The sequence below is a fragment of the Brevibacillus sp. BC25 genome (assembly GCF_000282075.1).
Classification (GTDB): domain Bacteria; phylum Bacillota; class Bacilli; order Brevibacillales; family Brevibacillaceae; genus Brevibacillus.
In genome coordinates, this window is sequence record NZ_AKIX01000059.1 from 26,668 (window position 1) to 42,335 (window position 15,668).

At 47.2% G+C, this 15,668-nt stretch carries 18 protein-coding genes; all 18 read right to left on the minus strand.

Translation table 11 applies throughout. The features are described from left to right. Positions 1-4 precede the first annotated feature (4 nt). The gene (gene scpB, locus PMI05_RS16895) at positions 5-589 is read right to left on the minus strand and encodes an SMC-Scp complex subunit ScpB (RefSeq protein ID WP_007724068.1); all 585 of its coding nucleotides are present in this window, start codon (positions 587-589) and stop codon (positions 5-7) included. Further along, on the minus strand, positions 579-1,343 hold the full coding sequence (locus tag PMI05_RS16900) for a segregation/condensation protein A (protein WP_007724071.1): 765 nt from the start codon (positions 1,341-1,343) through the stop codon (positions 579-581). Before PMI05_RS16900 ends, scpB begins: the two co-directional genes overlap by 11 nt. Before the next feature lie 19 nt (positions 1,344-1,362). Next, a complete protein-coding gene (locus tag PMI05_RS16905; protein WP_007724075.1) occupies positions 1,363-2,031 on the minus strand; it encodes a site-2 protease family protein in 669 nt (222 codons plus the stop codon). 183 nt (positions 2,032-2,214) lie between these two features. Then, complete coding sequence (locus PMI05_RS16910; RefSeq protein WP_007724078.1) at positions 2,215-2,643, minus strand: peptidylprolyl isomerase; 429 nt, start codon at positions 2,641-2,643, stop codon at positions 2,215-2,217. A 68-nt stretch (positions 2,644-2,711) separates the two neighbouring features. Next, a complete protein-coding gene (locus tag PMI05_RS16915) occupies positions 2,712-4,985 on the minus strand; it encodes a bifunctional diguanylate cyclase/phosphodiesterase (protein ID WP_007724080.1) in 2,274 nt (757 codons plus the stop codon). Between the two features lie 124 nt (positions 4,986-5,109). Beyond that, a complete protein-coding gene (lysA, locus tag PMI05_RS16920; RefSeq protein ID WP_007724082.1) occupies positions 5,110-6,432 on the minus strand; it encodes a diaminopimelate decarboxylase in 1,323 nt (440 codons plus the stop codon). A gap of 179 nt (positions 6,433-6,611) precedes the next feature. Beyond that, on the minus strand, positions 6,612-8,081 hold the full coding sequence (locus tag PMI05_RS16925) for a spore germination protein (protein WP_007724083.1): 1,470 nt from the start codon (positions 8,079-8,081) through the stop codon (positions 6,612-6,614). Then, the gene (locus PMI05_RS16930; protein WP_007724087.1) at positions 8,035-8,649 is read right to left on the minus strand and encodes a stage V sporulation protein AE; all 615 of its coding nucleotides are present in this window, start codon (positions 8,647-8,649) and stop codon (positions 8,035-8,037) included. The genes PMI05_RS16925 and PMI05_RS16930 overlap by 47 nt, the downstream gene beginning before the upstream one ends. Positions 8,650-8,678: 29 nt before the next feature. After that, entirely contained in the window at positions 8,679-9,029 is a 351-nt protein-coding gene (gene spoVAE / locus PMI05_RS16935) for a stage V sporulation protein AE (RefSeq protein ID WP_007724093.1), read from the minus strand. Beyond that, on the minus strand, positions 9,029-10,054 hold the full coding sequence (gene spoVAD / locus PMI05_RS16940; RefSeq protein ID WP_007724096.1) for a stage V sporulation protein AD: 1,026 nt from the start codon (positions 10,052-10,054) through the stop codon (positions 9,029-9,031). Before spoVAD ends, spoVAE begins: the two co-directional genes overlap by 1 nt. A 13-nt stretch (positions 10,055-10,067) precedes the next feature. Then, complete coding sequence (spoVAC, locus tag PMI05_RS16945) at positions 10,068-10,553, minus strand: stage V sporulation protein AC (protein ID WP_007724098.1); 486 nt, start codon at positions 10,551-10,553, stop codon at positions 10,068-10,070. An 81-nt stretch (positions 10,554-10,634) separates the two neighbouring features. After that, positions 10,635-11,054: a stage V sporulation protein AB gene (locus tag PMI05_RS16950; RefSeq protein ID WP_007724100.1), complete on the minus strand. Its 420-nt coding sequence runs from the start codon at positions 11,052-11,054 to the stop codon at positions 10,635-10,637. Then, positions 11,051-11,665: a stage V sporulation protein AA gene (locus tag PMI05_RS16955; protein ID WP_007724102.1), complete on the minus strand. Its 615-nt coding sequence runs from the start codon at positions 11,663-11,665 to the stop codon at positions 11,051-11,053. Before PMI05_RS16955 ends, PMI05_RS16950 begins: the two co-directional genes overlap by 4 nt. Before the next feature lie 194 nt (positions 11,666-11,859). Then, positions 11,860-12,615: an RNA polymerase sporulation sigma factor SigF gene (gene sigF, locus PMI05_RS16960; RefSeq protein ID WP_007724105.1), complete on the minus strand. Its 756-nt coding sequence runs from the start codon at positions 12,613-12,615 to the stop codon at positions 11,860-11,862. An 11-nt stretch (positions 12,616-12,626) separates the two neighbouring features. Then, entirely contained in the window at positions 12,627-13,076 is a 450-nt protein-coding gene (spoIIAB, locus tag PMI05_RS16965) for an anti-sigma F factor (RefSeq protein ID WP_007724107.1), read from the minus strand. Then, positions 13,076-13,426 (minus strand): anti-sigma F factor antagonist, encoded by a 351-nt coding sequence (gene spoIIAA, locus PMI05_RS16970; protein ID WP_007724108.1) that lies wholly within the window; start codon positions 13,424-13,426, stop codon positions 13,076-13,078. The genes spoIIAB and spoIIAA overlap by 1 nt, the downstream gene beginning before the upstream one ends. A 147-nt stretch (positions 13,427-13,573) precedes the next feature. Continuing rightward, positions 13,574-14,758, minus strand: a complete 1,185-nt coding sequence (locus PMI05_RS16975; RefSeq protein ID WP_007724114.1) for a D-alanyl-D-alanine carboxypeptidase family protein — start codon at positions 14,756-14,758, stop codon at positions 13,574-13,576. 143 nt (positions 14,759-14,901) lie between these two features. Continuing rightward, positions 14,902-15,668: methyl-accepting chemotaxis protein (locus tag PMI05_RS16980; RefSeq protein ID WP_007724116.1), on the minus strand; the 767-nt coding region annotated here is incomplete at its 5' end.

Genomic DNA, 15,668 nt, shown 5'->3' on the forward strand with positions numbered 1-15,668 from the left:
GTAACTAGTCGTTTGTCGATTCTTCTGCTTTTCCGAATAACGCTGATGCTTCCAATCGCGCTTCTTCGATATCAAGATTGACAGGCGGTTCTGGCAAATCCCCTAGCTCCCGTAATCCAAAATGCTCCAAAAATTCCTTGGTGGTCGCGTACAAAATGGGACGTCCGATCCCCTCTGCTCTCCCCGCTTCGCGAATGAGGTGTTTGGATAAGAGGGTATTCAGTGCTTTTTCGCATTTAACGCCACGGATTTCTTCAATCTCCGAACGGGTCAAGGGCTGCTTGTACGCAACAATGGCAAGAGTCTCCAAAGCTGCTTGGGATAGTGTTGACTGACCTGGCGATGTTGCTAGCCGTTCAAAATAGGGCACATGCTCGGGCAGAGTGGTCAGTTGATACGCTTTTGCCACTTCCACGATTTGAATACCGCGTCCTGCCCGGCGGAAGTCAGCTTTCATGTCTTCGATCAAATCGATGACCTCTTCTTCCGACACCTCAGTGATTTCACTGATTTCTTTGGCATCGATTCCTTCATCACCCGAGATGAACAGCAAGCCCTCGATTACGCCTTTCAGCTTGTCATAGTCCATCAGTGTGGGCTCCTTCCGTTCCGTTTTCACATATGATGATGTCTTGAAACAATTGATTTTGTACACACGTAATGTGCTTAGCCTTCATGAGCTCAAGCAAGGCGAGAAAGGTCGTCACAATCTCTGTACGCGTCGCCCCTTGAGTAAACAACTCAGAAAACCGAACCGTCCCACCACCGCGTACCACTTGGCGTATCTCCGACATCCGATCTTTGATGGAGATTTCGTCGCGCGACACCTTGGTCATCGGTTCTTTTTCTTTCGTTTTCTTCACCAGTTTTTCCAGAGCGTTGATCAAATCGTAAAGGGTCACATTCGTTACGGTATGATCTTCTTCACGCGCATAAGGAGATAAATTTTCTGCGGGACGCGTAAAAACTTGATTACGACCGATTTCCATTTCTCGCAAGTTCTCAGCAAGCATTTTATAGCGCTTGTACTCCAACAGACGCGCAATCAGTTCTTCACGCGGGTCTATCTCGTCTACATCCATATCGAGGAACTGCTGAAAGACATGCTCCTCCTTTTTGGGTAACAGCATCTTGCTTTTAATAGAGAGGAGCGTAGCCGCCATGACTACGAACTCACTGGCCACATCCAGTTGGAGCTCTTGCATCTTGTCAATCGTCGCGAGGTATTGCTCCGTAATTTCCGCTATCGGTATGTCGTAGATGTCCACCTCAGCCTTGTCGATCAGATGGAGCAACAGATCGAGTGGTCCCTCAAAAGAATCAAGTTTGATGCTGTAAGCCAAAAGTCGTCCCTCGTTTCCGTTAGATGAACACGCTTAATATGTTCACTGCAATCTGTTTAATCCAGGTGCTTACAATAGCAAGTGGAATCCCGAAAATGGTGGAGCTAACACCTGGAATGAAAATCAGCAAGAGCAAGATCCACGGTCCGTAAACCTCATAATGATAGTATTTCGCATCCCAACTGCGCGGAGACAAGAAGCGCAATATTTTGTAGCCATCCAATGGTGGGATCGGCAAAAGGTTAAAGACAAAGAGTGCCGCATTGATGATGATACTAAATTCAAGCGTTGTCACAATGGCAAAGACTGCTTTTTCATTCATCCCTACCAAGACTCCCGAATATTGGACCAGTATGTACCCGATATAAAACAAGATCGACAAAATAAAGTTAATGATCGGTCCTGCTACCGATACATACACAATACCTAATCGCTTGTTCCCGCGAAAATGAAGAGGATTGATCGGCACTGGTTTCGCCCACCCAAATGGACCAAACAAGATAAGAATCAAACCAAACGGATCAATATGCGGGATTGGATTTAATGTTAAGCGGCCCTCCGATTTCGCCGTATTGTCACCTAGCTTCCAAGCGACAAAGGCATGCGCCCATTCATGCAAAGTGAAAGCGATAACGAACGCGATCAAGCGAAACGGTACCGTTTTCCAATCAAAATGAAAAAGATCCATTGCTTCCTCCAATCATACGCGTTCAAAAAGTCATCTTTTTGAACAACCCCTGATAAAAATCGTCTATCTTCTAGCATACCAGCAGATAGATAGGCTTACAACCCCATTCCAGCTGGACCCAGCATGCATCCTGACGAAAAAACACCGACAAGGTTTCCCTCATCGGTGTTCGTAAAACTTTTATTAGCCTACTTTTACTGTACCCATTTTATCGCCTTGCTTGATTGCATCAATGTGTTCCAGACCGGAAGTGACGCGACCAAATACTGTATGTACGCCATCGAGGTGAGGGAAAGAATCGTAGCAGATGAAGAATTGGCTTCCGCCAGTGTCTTTTCCTGCATGTGCCATGGACAGGTAACCGCGCAGATGCTTGTGTGGGTTTCCTTTTGTTTCACATTTGATTGTGTAACCAGGGCCGCCTGTACCTGTTCCGTAAGGGCATCCGCCTTGTGCTACGAAACCAGGGATAACACGGTGGAAGGACAGACCGTTGTAGAAGCCTTCGTTAGCCAATTTCTCAAAGTTTGCTACTGTGCCCGGAGCTTCTTGATCGAACAGCTCCAGCTCGATTTGGTTACCATTTTCCATGGTGATGTGCGCTTTTTTCATATGTAAAACCTCCATACCTTGTAAAGTTAACGTACCCATTCTATCATGGAGAACGATTGACGTCCAATTTATCCCTCGACGCGGATCTGCTCTTCGCCAGGCAATTCACAGTCGGTAATAAAAACAGTTCCCGCCTTCGCCTTTGCCACCATTTTCACGTACGCTGCCTTCTCTGCAACTTGTTCCGCACTGGTGTACTTCCCTGCATATAAGACGACACCTGCCATCGACATCGAGAGCTCCTGACCGTCACCCATTCTGCGCTTTTCATAAATGTCCGAAAAGTACGGCGTAAAAGCATCCATGATAAACAAGACAACATCATTCGCACATTGTGCTGTCGTAATCAGGATAAAATCATCTCCGCCAATATGCCCAATGAAGTCCGACCCGCTTCCGTACCATTTCGAGGCTTCCCGCAACAAGTTCGCCGTTCGAACAATAATCTGATCACCCACTTCAAATCCGTAGCGATCGTTAAACCATTTGAAACGGTCGAGATCACAGTAGATGACCACCTGATGATCAATCCGTTTCAGCCGTTGATTCAATTCCCTTTCAATCTGCACGTTCCCCGGCAATCCTGTCAGCGGATTGGCAGAGCTCGCCATCTCGAGTTTGATGGAAGCCATTTTGTCCAACAGCTTCTGCACGGTAACGATACCGATGTACTCGCCATTCTCATCAATAATAATGACCACATCATACAAATGATAAGCATCTCTGGCCATCGCCCGCTTCGCTACCTCATCCAACTTGTCATCTTTGGTAGCTTTGAGCGGGTTGGTATTCATGATTTGAGAAACGGGCCTTTCATAATACAACGCGATTCCGTATTGACCACCGAGAATTTGATACAGAGAAAACCGCATGACAAGTCCAACTGGTATGCCGTTCTCCAGCACTACCACGCTTTCAATCCGCTGATTTTGTTCGAAAATCTCATGGATGCGTCTTACTTTCACGTCCTTTTCAACACTGATTGTCTTCGCCAAGATTTCCGTCATAGCCGGAGTGGGCAGCATTGGCTCTGCTTCTTGCTCACTCCGCCTTTCCATTGTAAATCGCAGAAAGTTCATAGCCGTTCCACATAGCTGCGCCATCCCTTTATCCGGCTTGCCTAAATAGTAACCCTGTCCATAGATGACACCGACATCCATGAGCGTTTCCAGCTCACGCTCTGTCTCGATTCCTTCTGCTATGATTTTGCAGTTCACCTTGTCAGCAAAGGATACAAACGTCTCCAACAACGCCTGCTTAATCGGATCGACATCGATATTACGGATCAATGACATATCGAGCTTAATAAAATCTGGATAGATTTCTGTAATCGACTCCAAGCTGGAATACCCTGCTCCCGCATCATCTACAGCAATCATATAGCCCTGCTTGCGGTACTCCTCAATGATTTTTCGAAAGGCAGCGTAATTCGTAATCGCGTGGCGCTCTGTAATTTCAAAAACAATGTTTTGTGGCGTCAACTCATACTTTGCCAAAAGCATTTGCACTTTGCCACGCAACAGAAACGGATCGTCAATCGCCCGTGGGTCCAAATTGATGAACAATTTTTCATGCGGCTTCAGGTAGCGTATATGCTCCAATGCCCGCTTGCGACATATATGCTCCAAACGAAACACCGTATCCGTCTCTTGCGCATAATTGAACAAGGCAGCGGGAGTTGCAAAGAGACTGTTAACCGGTCCTCGCGCCAATGCCTCCCATCCCAAAGCTTCGCCATTTGGCAAATGAATGATCGGCATGAAATGCATCTGGACGTTTTCTTCTGCTAGCAGCTTATGAAATTGTCTGATGTGCGTATATTTTTCGGAAGTAATCCCATACTTAGCCATATGTACAGCGTGTTTGACAGAGGTATACATCTCTTTCACGATATCTTCTCCGATGATTTCCGCATAGCCGATATGGACGCGAAGCTCCTCACGATTGACGAAGCTCACTTGTCGATTTAACTGTCGTTCAGCCAACTCCTGAAAATGAATCGATAGCATTTGACAATCTTCCTCACTCATCGTTTTCGAAAAGGAAGTGTAGATCGCAAAATCATCTCCCCACAGCTTTTGAATCGCGATGATTCTCCCTTTGATTTCAAATGCTTGACGAGCTACAGTTGGCAATATGCTTTCAAATATATGAAGAACTCTCTTGGCACTCGTATCGCCATAGCGATGCTCTACCTCTGTCAGCTTGACGATATCTATATAAAACATGACGACTTTTCTCTCTCTCTCCACTTCTTGCCGAATCATCGCCTTCATCCATTGGCGTTTGTCCAATGAAATGTAGGGTATTCGTCGAAACCGCTTCATAAGAGTCGACAACATGATGAATCGCTCCCCCTCACCCTTTCATTATGCCGAGAAAACATTAAGCAATCATGAATGGGAGATGAAGGAAATACAAAACCTTCCCAAAAGATCAGGAAGGTTTGTTCATTTTTTATGAAGTTTAGCGCATTAGCTGCGCGCGTTTTGGCAAAACATCGTGACCAACTACTTCTGCGTACGTTTCGCGTCGTACGACCACTTCTGCTTCTCCGTCCTTGACAAATACAACAGCAGGACGAGCGATCCGATTGTAGTTGTTCGCCATCGAATACCCATAGGCACCTGTGCTTGGAACTGCGAGAATATCGCCCGCCTGTGCTTCTGGCAGCTTCACATCCCAGATGAGCATATCACCTGACTCACAGCACTTCCCTGCAATGGAAACAACTTCTGTGGCAGGCGCATTCATTTTGTTCGCAATCGCTGCTTCATATTCTGCATCGTACAAAGCTGGTCGCAGATTGTCTGTCATGCCACCATCGACCGCAATATATTTCCGGACATTTGGAATGTTCTTTTGCGATCCAATTCGGTACAAGGTTGTCCCTGCATCCCCTGCAATACTCCGACCTGGCTCGATCCAAATCTCAGGTAGAGGAATCGCAAGCGCTGTGAGCTCTTGGCGAACGATATCTGTAATGGCTTTGATATACGTTTCCGCTGGCTGCGGTGTATCGCCTTCTACATACCGAATCCCGAAGCCGCCTCCTACATTCAGTACTTCTGGCAAGAATCCAAGTTTTCCTTTTGCTTCGCCCAACAGTTCTGTCAAACGTTTGACAGCGACGAGGAAGCCTTCTGTTTCAAATATTTGTGAACCAATATGGCTATGAACTCCCAATAAATGGAGATGATTGCTTTCGTGAGAGAATTGAATCGCTTCAAGAGCCTGGCCGTTTTGCACATCAAAGCCAAACTTGGAGTCGATCTGCCCTGTAGAAATGTATTCATGCGTATGAGCTTCTACACCCGGTGTGACACGCAAGAGAACGGAGACCTTTTCGTTCCGCTCTTCGGCCAATTGCGCCAAGATGTGCAGCTCATAAAAGTTGTCCACAACGAAACAGCCAATTTTGGCATCCAGCGCCATGATTAACTCATCATGAGATTTGTTGTTGCCATGGAAATGGATGCGTTCAACGGGGAATCCAGCTTGCAGAGCCGTATACAATTCGCCGCCAGATACTACATCGAGTGACAAGCCTTCCTCTTCAATCAACTTGCACATCGCCATCGTGCAAAAAGCTTTGCTTGCGTAAGCAACCTGGAAGGAAAAACCCGTATTGTGAAACGCATTGACAAATTCCCGGCACTTGGTGCGAATTTGTTGTTCGTCATACACATATAAAGGTGTTCCGTAAGTAGCAGCTAGCTGTGTCGTATCACAGCCTCCGATTTCCAAGTTTCCTTGTTCATTCACTCGACTTGTCCCGTGTAAGTACATGTTTCGTTTCCTCCCCAATTCATTCGCACCGATGATGTATATAGACAATCTTTTATAAAGAAAGGCAACCAACGAGGAGCGTCAGTTGCCATACAGAAACTTTTGTTCGTAAGGCTTCCCTACAATTTACTACAAGGCTGTGCGTTTGACAATGGGTGAAGTCATCCGTTTTCAGAATATTATTGCCGAGAGGAATTTTGCGAGCGAACGATACTCGGCCTGTTATTTTTGCTTGGCACAGCCAGCCGTACCACAATATCCTTCATCCCTTTGTAGTTGAATGGAATGAACGGCCATAAGTAAGGCGTATTCAGCGAACGGGTGGAAGCCAAGAAAATCAGGATAAGCGTAAGTCCGATCATCAGTCCCGGTGTGGAGAAAAAGCCCACCATGAGAATCAGGAACAAGCGAATCAGTCGATTGGCCAAGCTCAACTCATAACTGGGAGTCGCATACATCCCGATTGCCGCCACTGCCAAATACAAGATAACCTCTGGCGCAAGGAGTCCTACCTTGATCGCCACATCCCCTACCAGAATCGCGGCCAATAAGCCTACGGCAATCGACAGCGGCGCCGGCGTATGAATGGCGGCCATCCGCATCAAGTCCAGACCGACCTCAGCGATCACGAATTGTGCCAAAATAGGAATGCTCCCCATCTTTTTGATCCCTAGGAAGTGAAGCGGCTCCGGTATCATGGAAGGGTGCATAACCAAGAGCAACCAGATCGGTAAAATAAAAACGGAAGCAAAGATTCCAAAAAAACGAACCCAGCGCAGATAAGCACCGATTACAGGTGTTTGCCGATATTCCTCCGCATGTTGTACATGATGAAAGTAAGTAGCGGGTGTGATCATAACACTCGGCGAAGTATCCACATAAATCAGTACGTGACCTTCCAATAGATGTACAGCGGCTACATCGGGGCGCTCTGTGTATCGCACCAGCGGGAAGGGATTCAACGTTTTTCCAATGATAAATTCTTCGACGGTTTTTTCCGCCATCGGTATCCCGTCAATCTGGATGTTTTGTAGACGCTCCTTTAACGTTTGGACCAGCTCTTCATTCGCTACATCATGCAAGTAGGCAACCGCAACGTCTGTCTTGGTACGTTCCCCAATCTGCATGATTTCGAATCGGAGCCGTTCGTCACGAATCCTTCGACGCGTTAGAGTCGTATTGGTTATCAGGACTTCTGTAAAGCCGTCATGCGCTCCCCGAACGATGCGCTCCGTATCTGGCTCCTGTGGTGAACGATTTGGCAGTATTTTTGCATCGAGAATAATCGCGTGACGCGATCGGTCGATGATAAGCCCTACTTGACCGACGAGTAATTTGTCCATGAATTCGTCTGTCGTTTCCACCTTGCTGAGCTGAAAGAAAGGGATGAATTTGTGGAACAGCTGGTCGAAAGCGTCGTCCGCCAGCTCCCGGTCACGCACATCATTTAACTCACGCATGACCTGCGAAATGAGTAAGCTTTCTGCGAAGCCATTTATGTAATACAACAACATTCGTCTATGACCCACATAAAAATCATGGACCCCAATATCAAAGCTCTTACCGACACCAAGTCTGTCGTTCAAATACCTCTGATTCTCTTCAAGATAAGTTGAGATGGGATGCCGTTTTTCCGTGACCTGTGCCATGAGCGCCGCTCCTTTCCATTATCCATTGCACCGCTCTCGTTGTGATAGGACAACCGTTTTGCAAACTATCCCTGCCTTCCATTTTGCCTATATCTCCAATACCGATGACATTCGGCACATGCAAGTAATTCAAGATGTCTACCGTATCACCATAAATATGATGCTGAAGTTGCTCGTCTGCGTACCCGTCCTTGTCCACCGCTTCGTCTACAATTTGTCCTTGGTTGTTTACGGAATAAGCGACCGTCGCACCCTTGACCCATTGTGTATTTGAGGCCACTGCAATCGCACCGATTACTTCGATATCAGGATGCTTCACCACGTATTCGAGTGCTCGTTCCCCTCTACCCTTGCCGTAATCTCCGTTGTCATCGAACATGACGATGACAGGATCATATGGTGTCATTTTTATTAGCTCGACCATCTGATTGCCTCGTAATGGAGTCGGATTCCCGGCAGACAAGGATATACATCGACCACCAAATTGCTTAGCGACATTCTCGATAACTTTTTGGGCAATATGATCTCCGTCTGTCACCAATATGACTTTCCGGCGTACTGTGTCCATGCTGGGTCACCGCCTTTTACTGCCTGGACTTACCCTTTTGGTTTAAAGATGAGTGAGGCAAAAAATCCGAATGCAATCGCAGCCGATATACCCGCACTCGTGACCTCAAAAATCCCCGTAGCCACACCGATCAACCCATGTTGCTCAGCCTCGCTGATAGCTCCATGGTACAAAGAATGACCGAAGCTCGTAATCGGTACTGTCGCACCTGCGCCTGCGAAATCAATAAACTTGTCATACACACCGATAAAATCGAGAAACACTCCTGCCACAACCAGCGTACTCATGACATGAGCAGGCGTTAGTTTTCCAACATCCAGAAGTAGTTGACCTACTACACAAACCAATCCCCCTACGACAAAAGCAATCAGGTACTCCATCATTTTCCTCCTTCCAGTGCAACCGCATGGGCGATGCACGGTATCGAATTGCCCTGCTGATAGCTTACCGGGCTTAAAAGGGCTCCCGTGGCACAGACCAACACGTTTTTCAGTAACCCACGGTTGAGTTGATCCAAAATGTAGCTATACGTGACCACTGCACTGCTGGCACAACCGCTCCCGCCTGCAAATACATCCTGATCGGGGGAGTAAATCATTAACCCGCAATCATTGTAGACTTGATCCATATCGTATCCTTCTGTCAACATGAGCTCTTTTAGAATCGGAAACCCGACAGCTGCCAGGTCACCAGTCACGATCAAATCATAGGCTTGTGGGGAGCGCCCCGTATCTTGAAAATGCGTCTGGATCGTCGAAGCCGCTGCTGGAGCCATAGCCGTCCCCATGTCAAACGGGTCTTTAATCCCCATATCCACTACTTTTCCCATCGTCGCATGCGTAATGCGCGGACCATTTCCACCTATCCCGACCAATCCAGCGCCGGCTCCTGTCACTGTCCACTGGGCGCTTGGGGGCTTCTGGCCTCCATATTCCGTGGGATAACGATACTGCCTTTCCGCTGTGGCATTGTGGCTACTGCAAGCAGCAATCGCCCTGTTCGCATAGCCTGCGTTTACCAAAGCCGCCGCATTTGCCAGTGTCAACATCGAGGTAGAACAAGCTCCGTACATGCCCAAAAGCGGAATCGCCACCTTTTCTGCTGCAAAATTGGTGGTGATGTTCTGATTCAATAGATCACCGGCGAGAATAATATCCACATCTTTGCCCGTGATCCCCGCCTTTTGCAGCAAGGTGTTGACTGCATCCTCCATCAACTGGCGTTCAGCGTCTTCCCACGTCTGTTGGCCTGCATACATATCGTCGTGGATCTTATCAAACAGGTGTGCCAGCGGCCCCTCACCTTCTTTTGGTCCCACAGCTACTGCCGAGCTTTGCAAGCGAACATTTTGATCGAAGTGCCAGGTTTGCCGATTGACTCGTTTCACTGGTTGATTGTTTGACACCGCCAGCCCTCCCTTAGAAAAACATGTTGATCAGGCTCTTTAAAATTCCCGCAATGAACGCTGCAACAACCCCAAATACAATGACCGAACCAGCCAGCTTAAACATATTTCCCCCAACGCCGAGCACATACCCTTCGCTCCGATGTTCGATGGCAGCAGAAGCAATCGAGTTGGCAAAGCCTGTAACAGGCACAGCTGATCCTGCTCCGGCATACTGCCCGATATTGTCATACACACCTAACCCTGTCAGCAAAACGGATAGAAAAATGAGCGTCGCAACGGTCGGATTGCTTGCCGTTTTCTCCGTAAATCCGAAAAAGGTAATATACATATTTTGAATGGCTTGACCCAGCAAACATATGGTCCCTCCTACCCAGAAAGCACGAAACGAGTTCAGCAGAACATTTCGTTTGGGCTGGAACTTGGAAGCCTGCTGTTGATACAGTTGTTTTGTCATCTGCATCGATCCGGGATTTTTGGATTTTGTTTTGGTTGCCATGCCCTTTCACTCCCTCTGTAAGCTTTCTTCCTATATCCTTCCTTTTTCTAAAGATGCCTATGAATAGTGGTATTTACCATTTCACAGATGGAGCAGCCATTGCAGTAAGGAACCTGTCACTTTTCCCAAAACCACTGCCATCAACAGAAAGAGAAGGCTGCCATCCATGTGGATTCGCTTCGCTAATATCGGGAAGACATTCAGTACCTCTGTTAAGCCTGCGGCGAGTGTCCCCACAAATATTCCTGCAAATATCCCGTAAATCGAAGAAACGATATCGGGCAAATGAGCACCCCAGTGAAAAAAATCAATGAACGTAAAAAAAAGTGCCCCTGCTACCAAAGCCCATTCCAGCGAACGGATATATCGATGAGCATTCGTTAATTGTGTCAACCTCGGAATGATGTCCAGAACGGTAATAAACGCGACCAGCCCACTCCCAACTGCAAGACCTCCACCTAGCCCGATCAACATAAGCAACAAGCATTTGATGACGCTCATTTCTTCGTCCGTTGGTTTTCCTTGTTTTCATTTTGTATGTAGTATTGATCCAGGCTTTGCTGATACATAAACAATTCCACTTCTAGCGGACTAGGTTCTTCGTTGATTTTTTTCTGGAAGATATGATTGAAAAACAGAATCATCCCCAAGCCGATTCCGATGGAGTATGGGATTTGCAACCACAAAGGCTGATGGCTTTTTTCACCTGTAATCAAATAGTAGATTCGTTCGTGAACCTGCATCATGCTGACATCAGTATGGAAATTCATGATCGCCAAGCCTGAGCCAATGAACAACAGAATCCACACCATCGCCACCAAAATCGGGTTCGATTTCTTTCGTGGATTGAGTACTTCCACTATGATTTGGGGAGCACCCTGGACGTCCAATTCCACGTCAGGATAGACAGAGCGCAGCCTTTTAATCACCTGCATAATATCGATAATGATCAAATTGCCATCTGTTGGCTTTGTCTGGTAAATGGGCATCCGCTTTAACGCTTCCTCGCGCTCTCCATCCCAGTAAAGCTGGCAAATGTCCCCAAGCATAATCATGGCTTGTGGCTGTACGGCCAATCGCTTTCTCAGGCGCAGAAACAACGCGTCTTTCATGGTACCTTCCCCCTTCCATCACATACCTGATTATTCGCTAGTATGTGCCGAGCCACAAAACCCATGCAAATAAACGGAAATGATCGTTTATTTGCTGACCACAAGCGATCACATTCTGTTTAATGAAGAAAGTCGAGTCGTTTTTCACAAAACAAAACACCCCAGCCACATAGTGACCGGAGTGTTGGCATCTGTTAATGCTCAATTTGCTCTTTGATTGTTTGTAAAATGCGCTTCTCGAGGCGCGATACCTGCACTTGCGAGATTCCCAGCCTCTCCGCTACTTCCGACTGCGTCTGATCCTTGTAGTAGCGCAGATAGACAATGAGTTGCTCCCGCTCGCTCAATCGACTGATCGCATCCTTGAGTGCAATTTTTTCAAACCATTTGTTGACCCCTTCATCCGCAATCTGATCGATCAATGTAATGGGGTCCCCGTCATTTTCAAAAACCGTTTCATGGATGGAAGAAGGTGCCCGATTCGCTTCTTGCGCAAACACGACTTCTTCTGGCGTAATCCCCACCGCGTCCGCAACCTCAGCAATCGTAGGTGCGCGACCGAATTGCTTGTACAGCTCATCCTTTGTTCGTCGTACCTTATTAGCTGTTTCTTTGAGTGATCGACTTACCTTGACTGTACCGTCATCGCGTAAGAAGCGTTGAATTTCTCCAATAATCATCGGCACAGCATAGGTTGAGAATCGAACATCATAGGAGAGATCAAACTTGTCTACGGCTTTCAATAGGCCAATACAACCGATCTGAAACAAATCATCCGCTTCGTATCCACGGTTGATAAAGCGCTGAACGACGGACCAGACCAGTCGAATATTGCTGTTGACTAAAAGCTCTCGTGCCTCAGTGTCGCCAGCTTGGCTTTTGGCGATTAGCTCTTTTACTTGGTCATTGGTCAGAAATGGTTGACTCGCGTTTTTGATATCGGCACCCATAGGCACTACCCCTAATTTTGCAAGGCTTTGGCAAACGCAAGGCGTTTGGTGAGGCGCACAGTTGTTCCTTTACCCACAACTGTTGCCACTTCCAAAGAATCCATGAAATTCTCCATAATAGTAAAGCCCATTCCAGAGCGCTCAAGCTCCGGCTTCGTCGTATAGAGTGGCTGCATGGCCTGCTCCACATCCTCAATTCCTCGTCCATTGTCTTCCACAATCAGATCAATGCTGTCCTCTTGAATTCGCACAGAGATCTGTACCACACCCTCTGGATTTTCGTCATAACCATGAATAATGGCATTGGTAACAGCCTCGGATATAACGGTTTTGATTTCTTCCAGCTCGTCCATCGTAATATCGAGTTGGGATATGAAGGCTGCAACTGCTACACGTGCGAATGCTTCATTTTGGCTCAATGCTGCAAACGATACTGACATAAAGTTACGCTGAACCATCATTACGCCACCCCCAGAACATGCAAAGCATCCGCTTCGTTTTCGCGAAACTTGATCACCTTGAATAACCCGGACATCTCGAATATTCGATAGATCGTAGGATTGATCGAGCAGACGTACATTTCTCCAGATCGGGCAGAAATCTGCTTGTATCTTCCCAAAATAACCCCGATACCAGAGCTGTCCATAAACGTCAAATCAGCCAGACTCAGCACAATATGGCGTATAGTAGAGGTACGCAAAAGATCATCCGCCTTCTTGCGCAACTCCTCTGCCGTATGATGATCCAGCTCACCCTGCAAACGGATCACTAGCACGTCCTGCCGTGTTTCCATCGCAACTCGTAAACTCATAGCTGACACACTCCTTCTCCCTTGATAGAAACTCTCTTTCTTCCTCGATGAAACCAATTCCTGCCAGCCGACAAAAGAACAAAAAAATCGAGCAGCCGCGCCATTCCATTCGGGGCAACTCGATTCTTTTCGCGCTCATGCTGTCTGTCAGTAGCTAATCAAAACGCTCTTGGTGGTTCGCTTGAGAATCTCCCACATGTTGGCTTTATCTATCTGATCTTCTGGTAACAGATCGATACGGTTTACTTCCTTGCCATCTTTCGTGCGGATGAAAATGTGTCCAATTACTTGGTCCTTTGCTACAGGTGCACTGATCGCTTGGTTGATGACAATTTCCTTCTGGAAGGTATCCGCCGATTCTCCTTTTTTCATCAACAAGCTAACCGCATGGGGTGTCACCGCATTGATCTGCGCTTTCTGACCTTTATCCACAACCAATGCTCGCACAGGTTCTCCCTTTTTGTACATCGGCGTCACCTGAAAGTGCGTGAATGCGTAATTGAACATGGTCGAAACCTCATTGTTGCGCGTTTTTACATCAGGCTCACCCATGACGACTGCAATGACACGCATGTTGTTGCGTTTGGCAGTCGCTGTTAAACAGTATTTCGCTTCGCCTGTGTACCCTGTTTTCAAACCGTCCACCCCTTCATAAAAACGCACCAACTTGTTCGTATTCACAAGCCAAAAGGGGCTTTCTGTATCTTTTCGCAAATAGTCTTGGTACGTACCGGTGAACTTCGTAATGCCTTCGTGCTTTAAGAGCTCGCGTGACATGATCGCAATATCTGCTGCCGAAGAGTAGTGATTCGCGGCAGGAAGTCCATTGGAGTTTACAAAATGCGTATTTTTCATACCGAGCTGCTGTGCACGTTCATTCATTCGCGCGACAAAACTCTCTTCTGTCCCAGCCAAGTGCTCAGCCATCGCTACAGAGGCATCATTCCCAGAAGCAATCGCAATCCCTTTCAGCATGTCCTCTACCGTCATTTCTTCACCGGGCTGTAGAAAAATTTGCGACCCGCCCATCGATGCTGCTCTTTCACTTGTTCGAACCTTATCGGTAAGCTTAAGCTCTCCCCGCTCCACCGCTTCCATGATCAAAAGCATGGTCATTACTTTGGTGATACTGGCGGGTGGCATTTTTTCATTGGCGTTCTTTTCATACAAGACTGTTCCCGTATCGGCTTCAATCATCACTGCGGAAGAAGCTAGTGGGGCAAAATGATTGTCACCCTTTTGCTGTCCAGCCTTTTCTTTGGCGATAGCCATCGGAGAAAAGATGGTAAAGCACATAACGAAGCATAGAGCGAGGTATCCATTCCGTTTCATAGCAGTCTCTTCCCTCCATTCATGGTTTTATTCTCACCATCATGAAAGGAAAATATTCACACAAAAACGGCAAGATTATCTTCTCGAAAGACATCTGGTTACACAAAAAAATCCCTTCCGCAACTAGCAGAAGGGACACTTTCTTAAATGACGAATCGGCTCACATTTTGCGTTAGCTCGTCCGCCATTTTTTTCAATTGTTCTACGTTTTCATTAATGCGTGCAATCGAATTCAATTGTTCATCCACTGTCTCTACCACACCTGAGATAGAGTCACTAATTTCATCCGACATGGTGGCAAGACGCTGCATAGAGTTCGTCACAACCTGATTACCTGCCGCCATCTCTTCCGAGGTCGCCGTCATCGATTCGCTCTGCTCTGCAGCCGATTGAATCTCTGCCACGATATTTTGGAAAGCAGTACCCACAGACTCTACAGACTGCAAGCCTCCACTCACCATGGTAACGATCTCGTCCATATGGTTGCTCATATCCATTGCCTCATCATTGATCGAATGGGCAATGGCAGCGATACGCTCAGAGAAGGAGCTGCTTTCCTCTGCGAGCTTGCGAACCTCACTGGCTACAACCGAGAAGCCTCGTCCAGCATCTCCAGCACGGGCAGCCTCAATGGCTGCATTCAGCGCCAACAAATTCGTTTGCGAGGCAATACTCGTAATCATTTCGACGATGCTCGTAATTTCACGAGCCCGTTCACGAAGATTGTGCATTTGCCCTGCAGTACGTTCTACCTCACCAGTGGCACGTCTTACCGTATTGATTACGTTCTCCACTAACTCCATTCCGCCTTGCGCTCTCTCAAACGTACGGGTCGTGGCAACCGATGTAGATTCGGCAGCCACAGCCACCTGTTCAACGCCTTCCGATATTTCCGAGACGGTATTGGCTG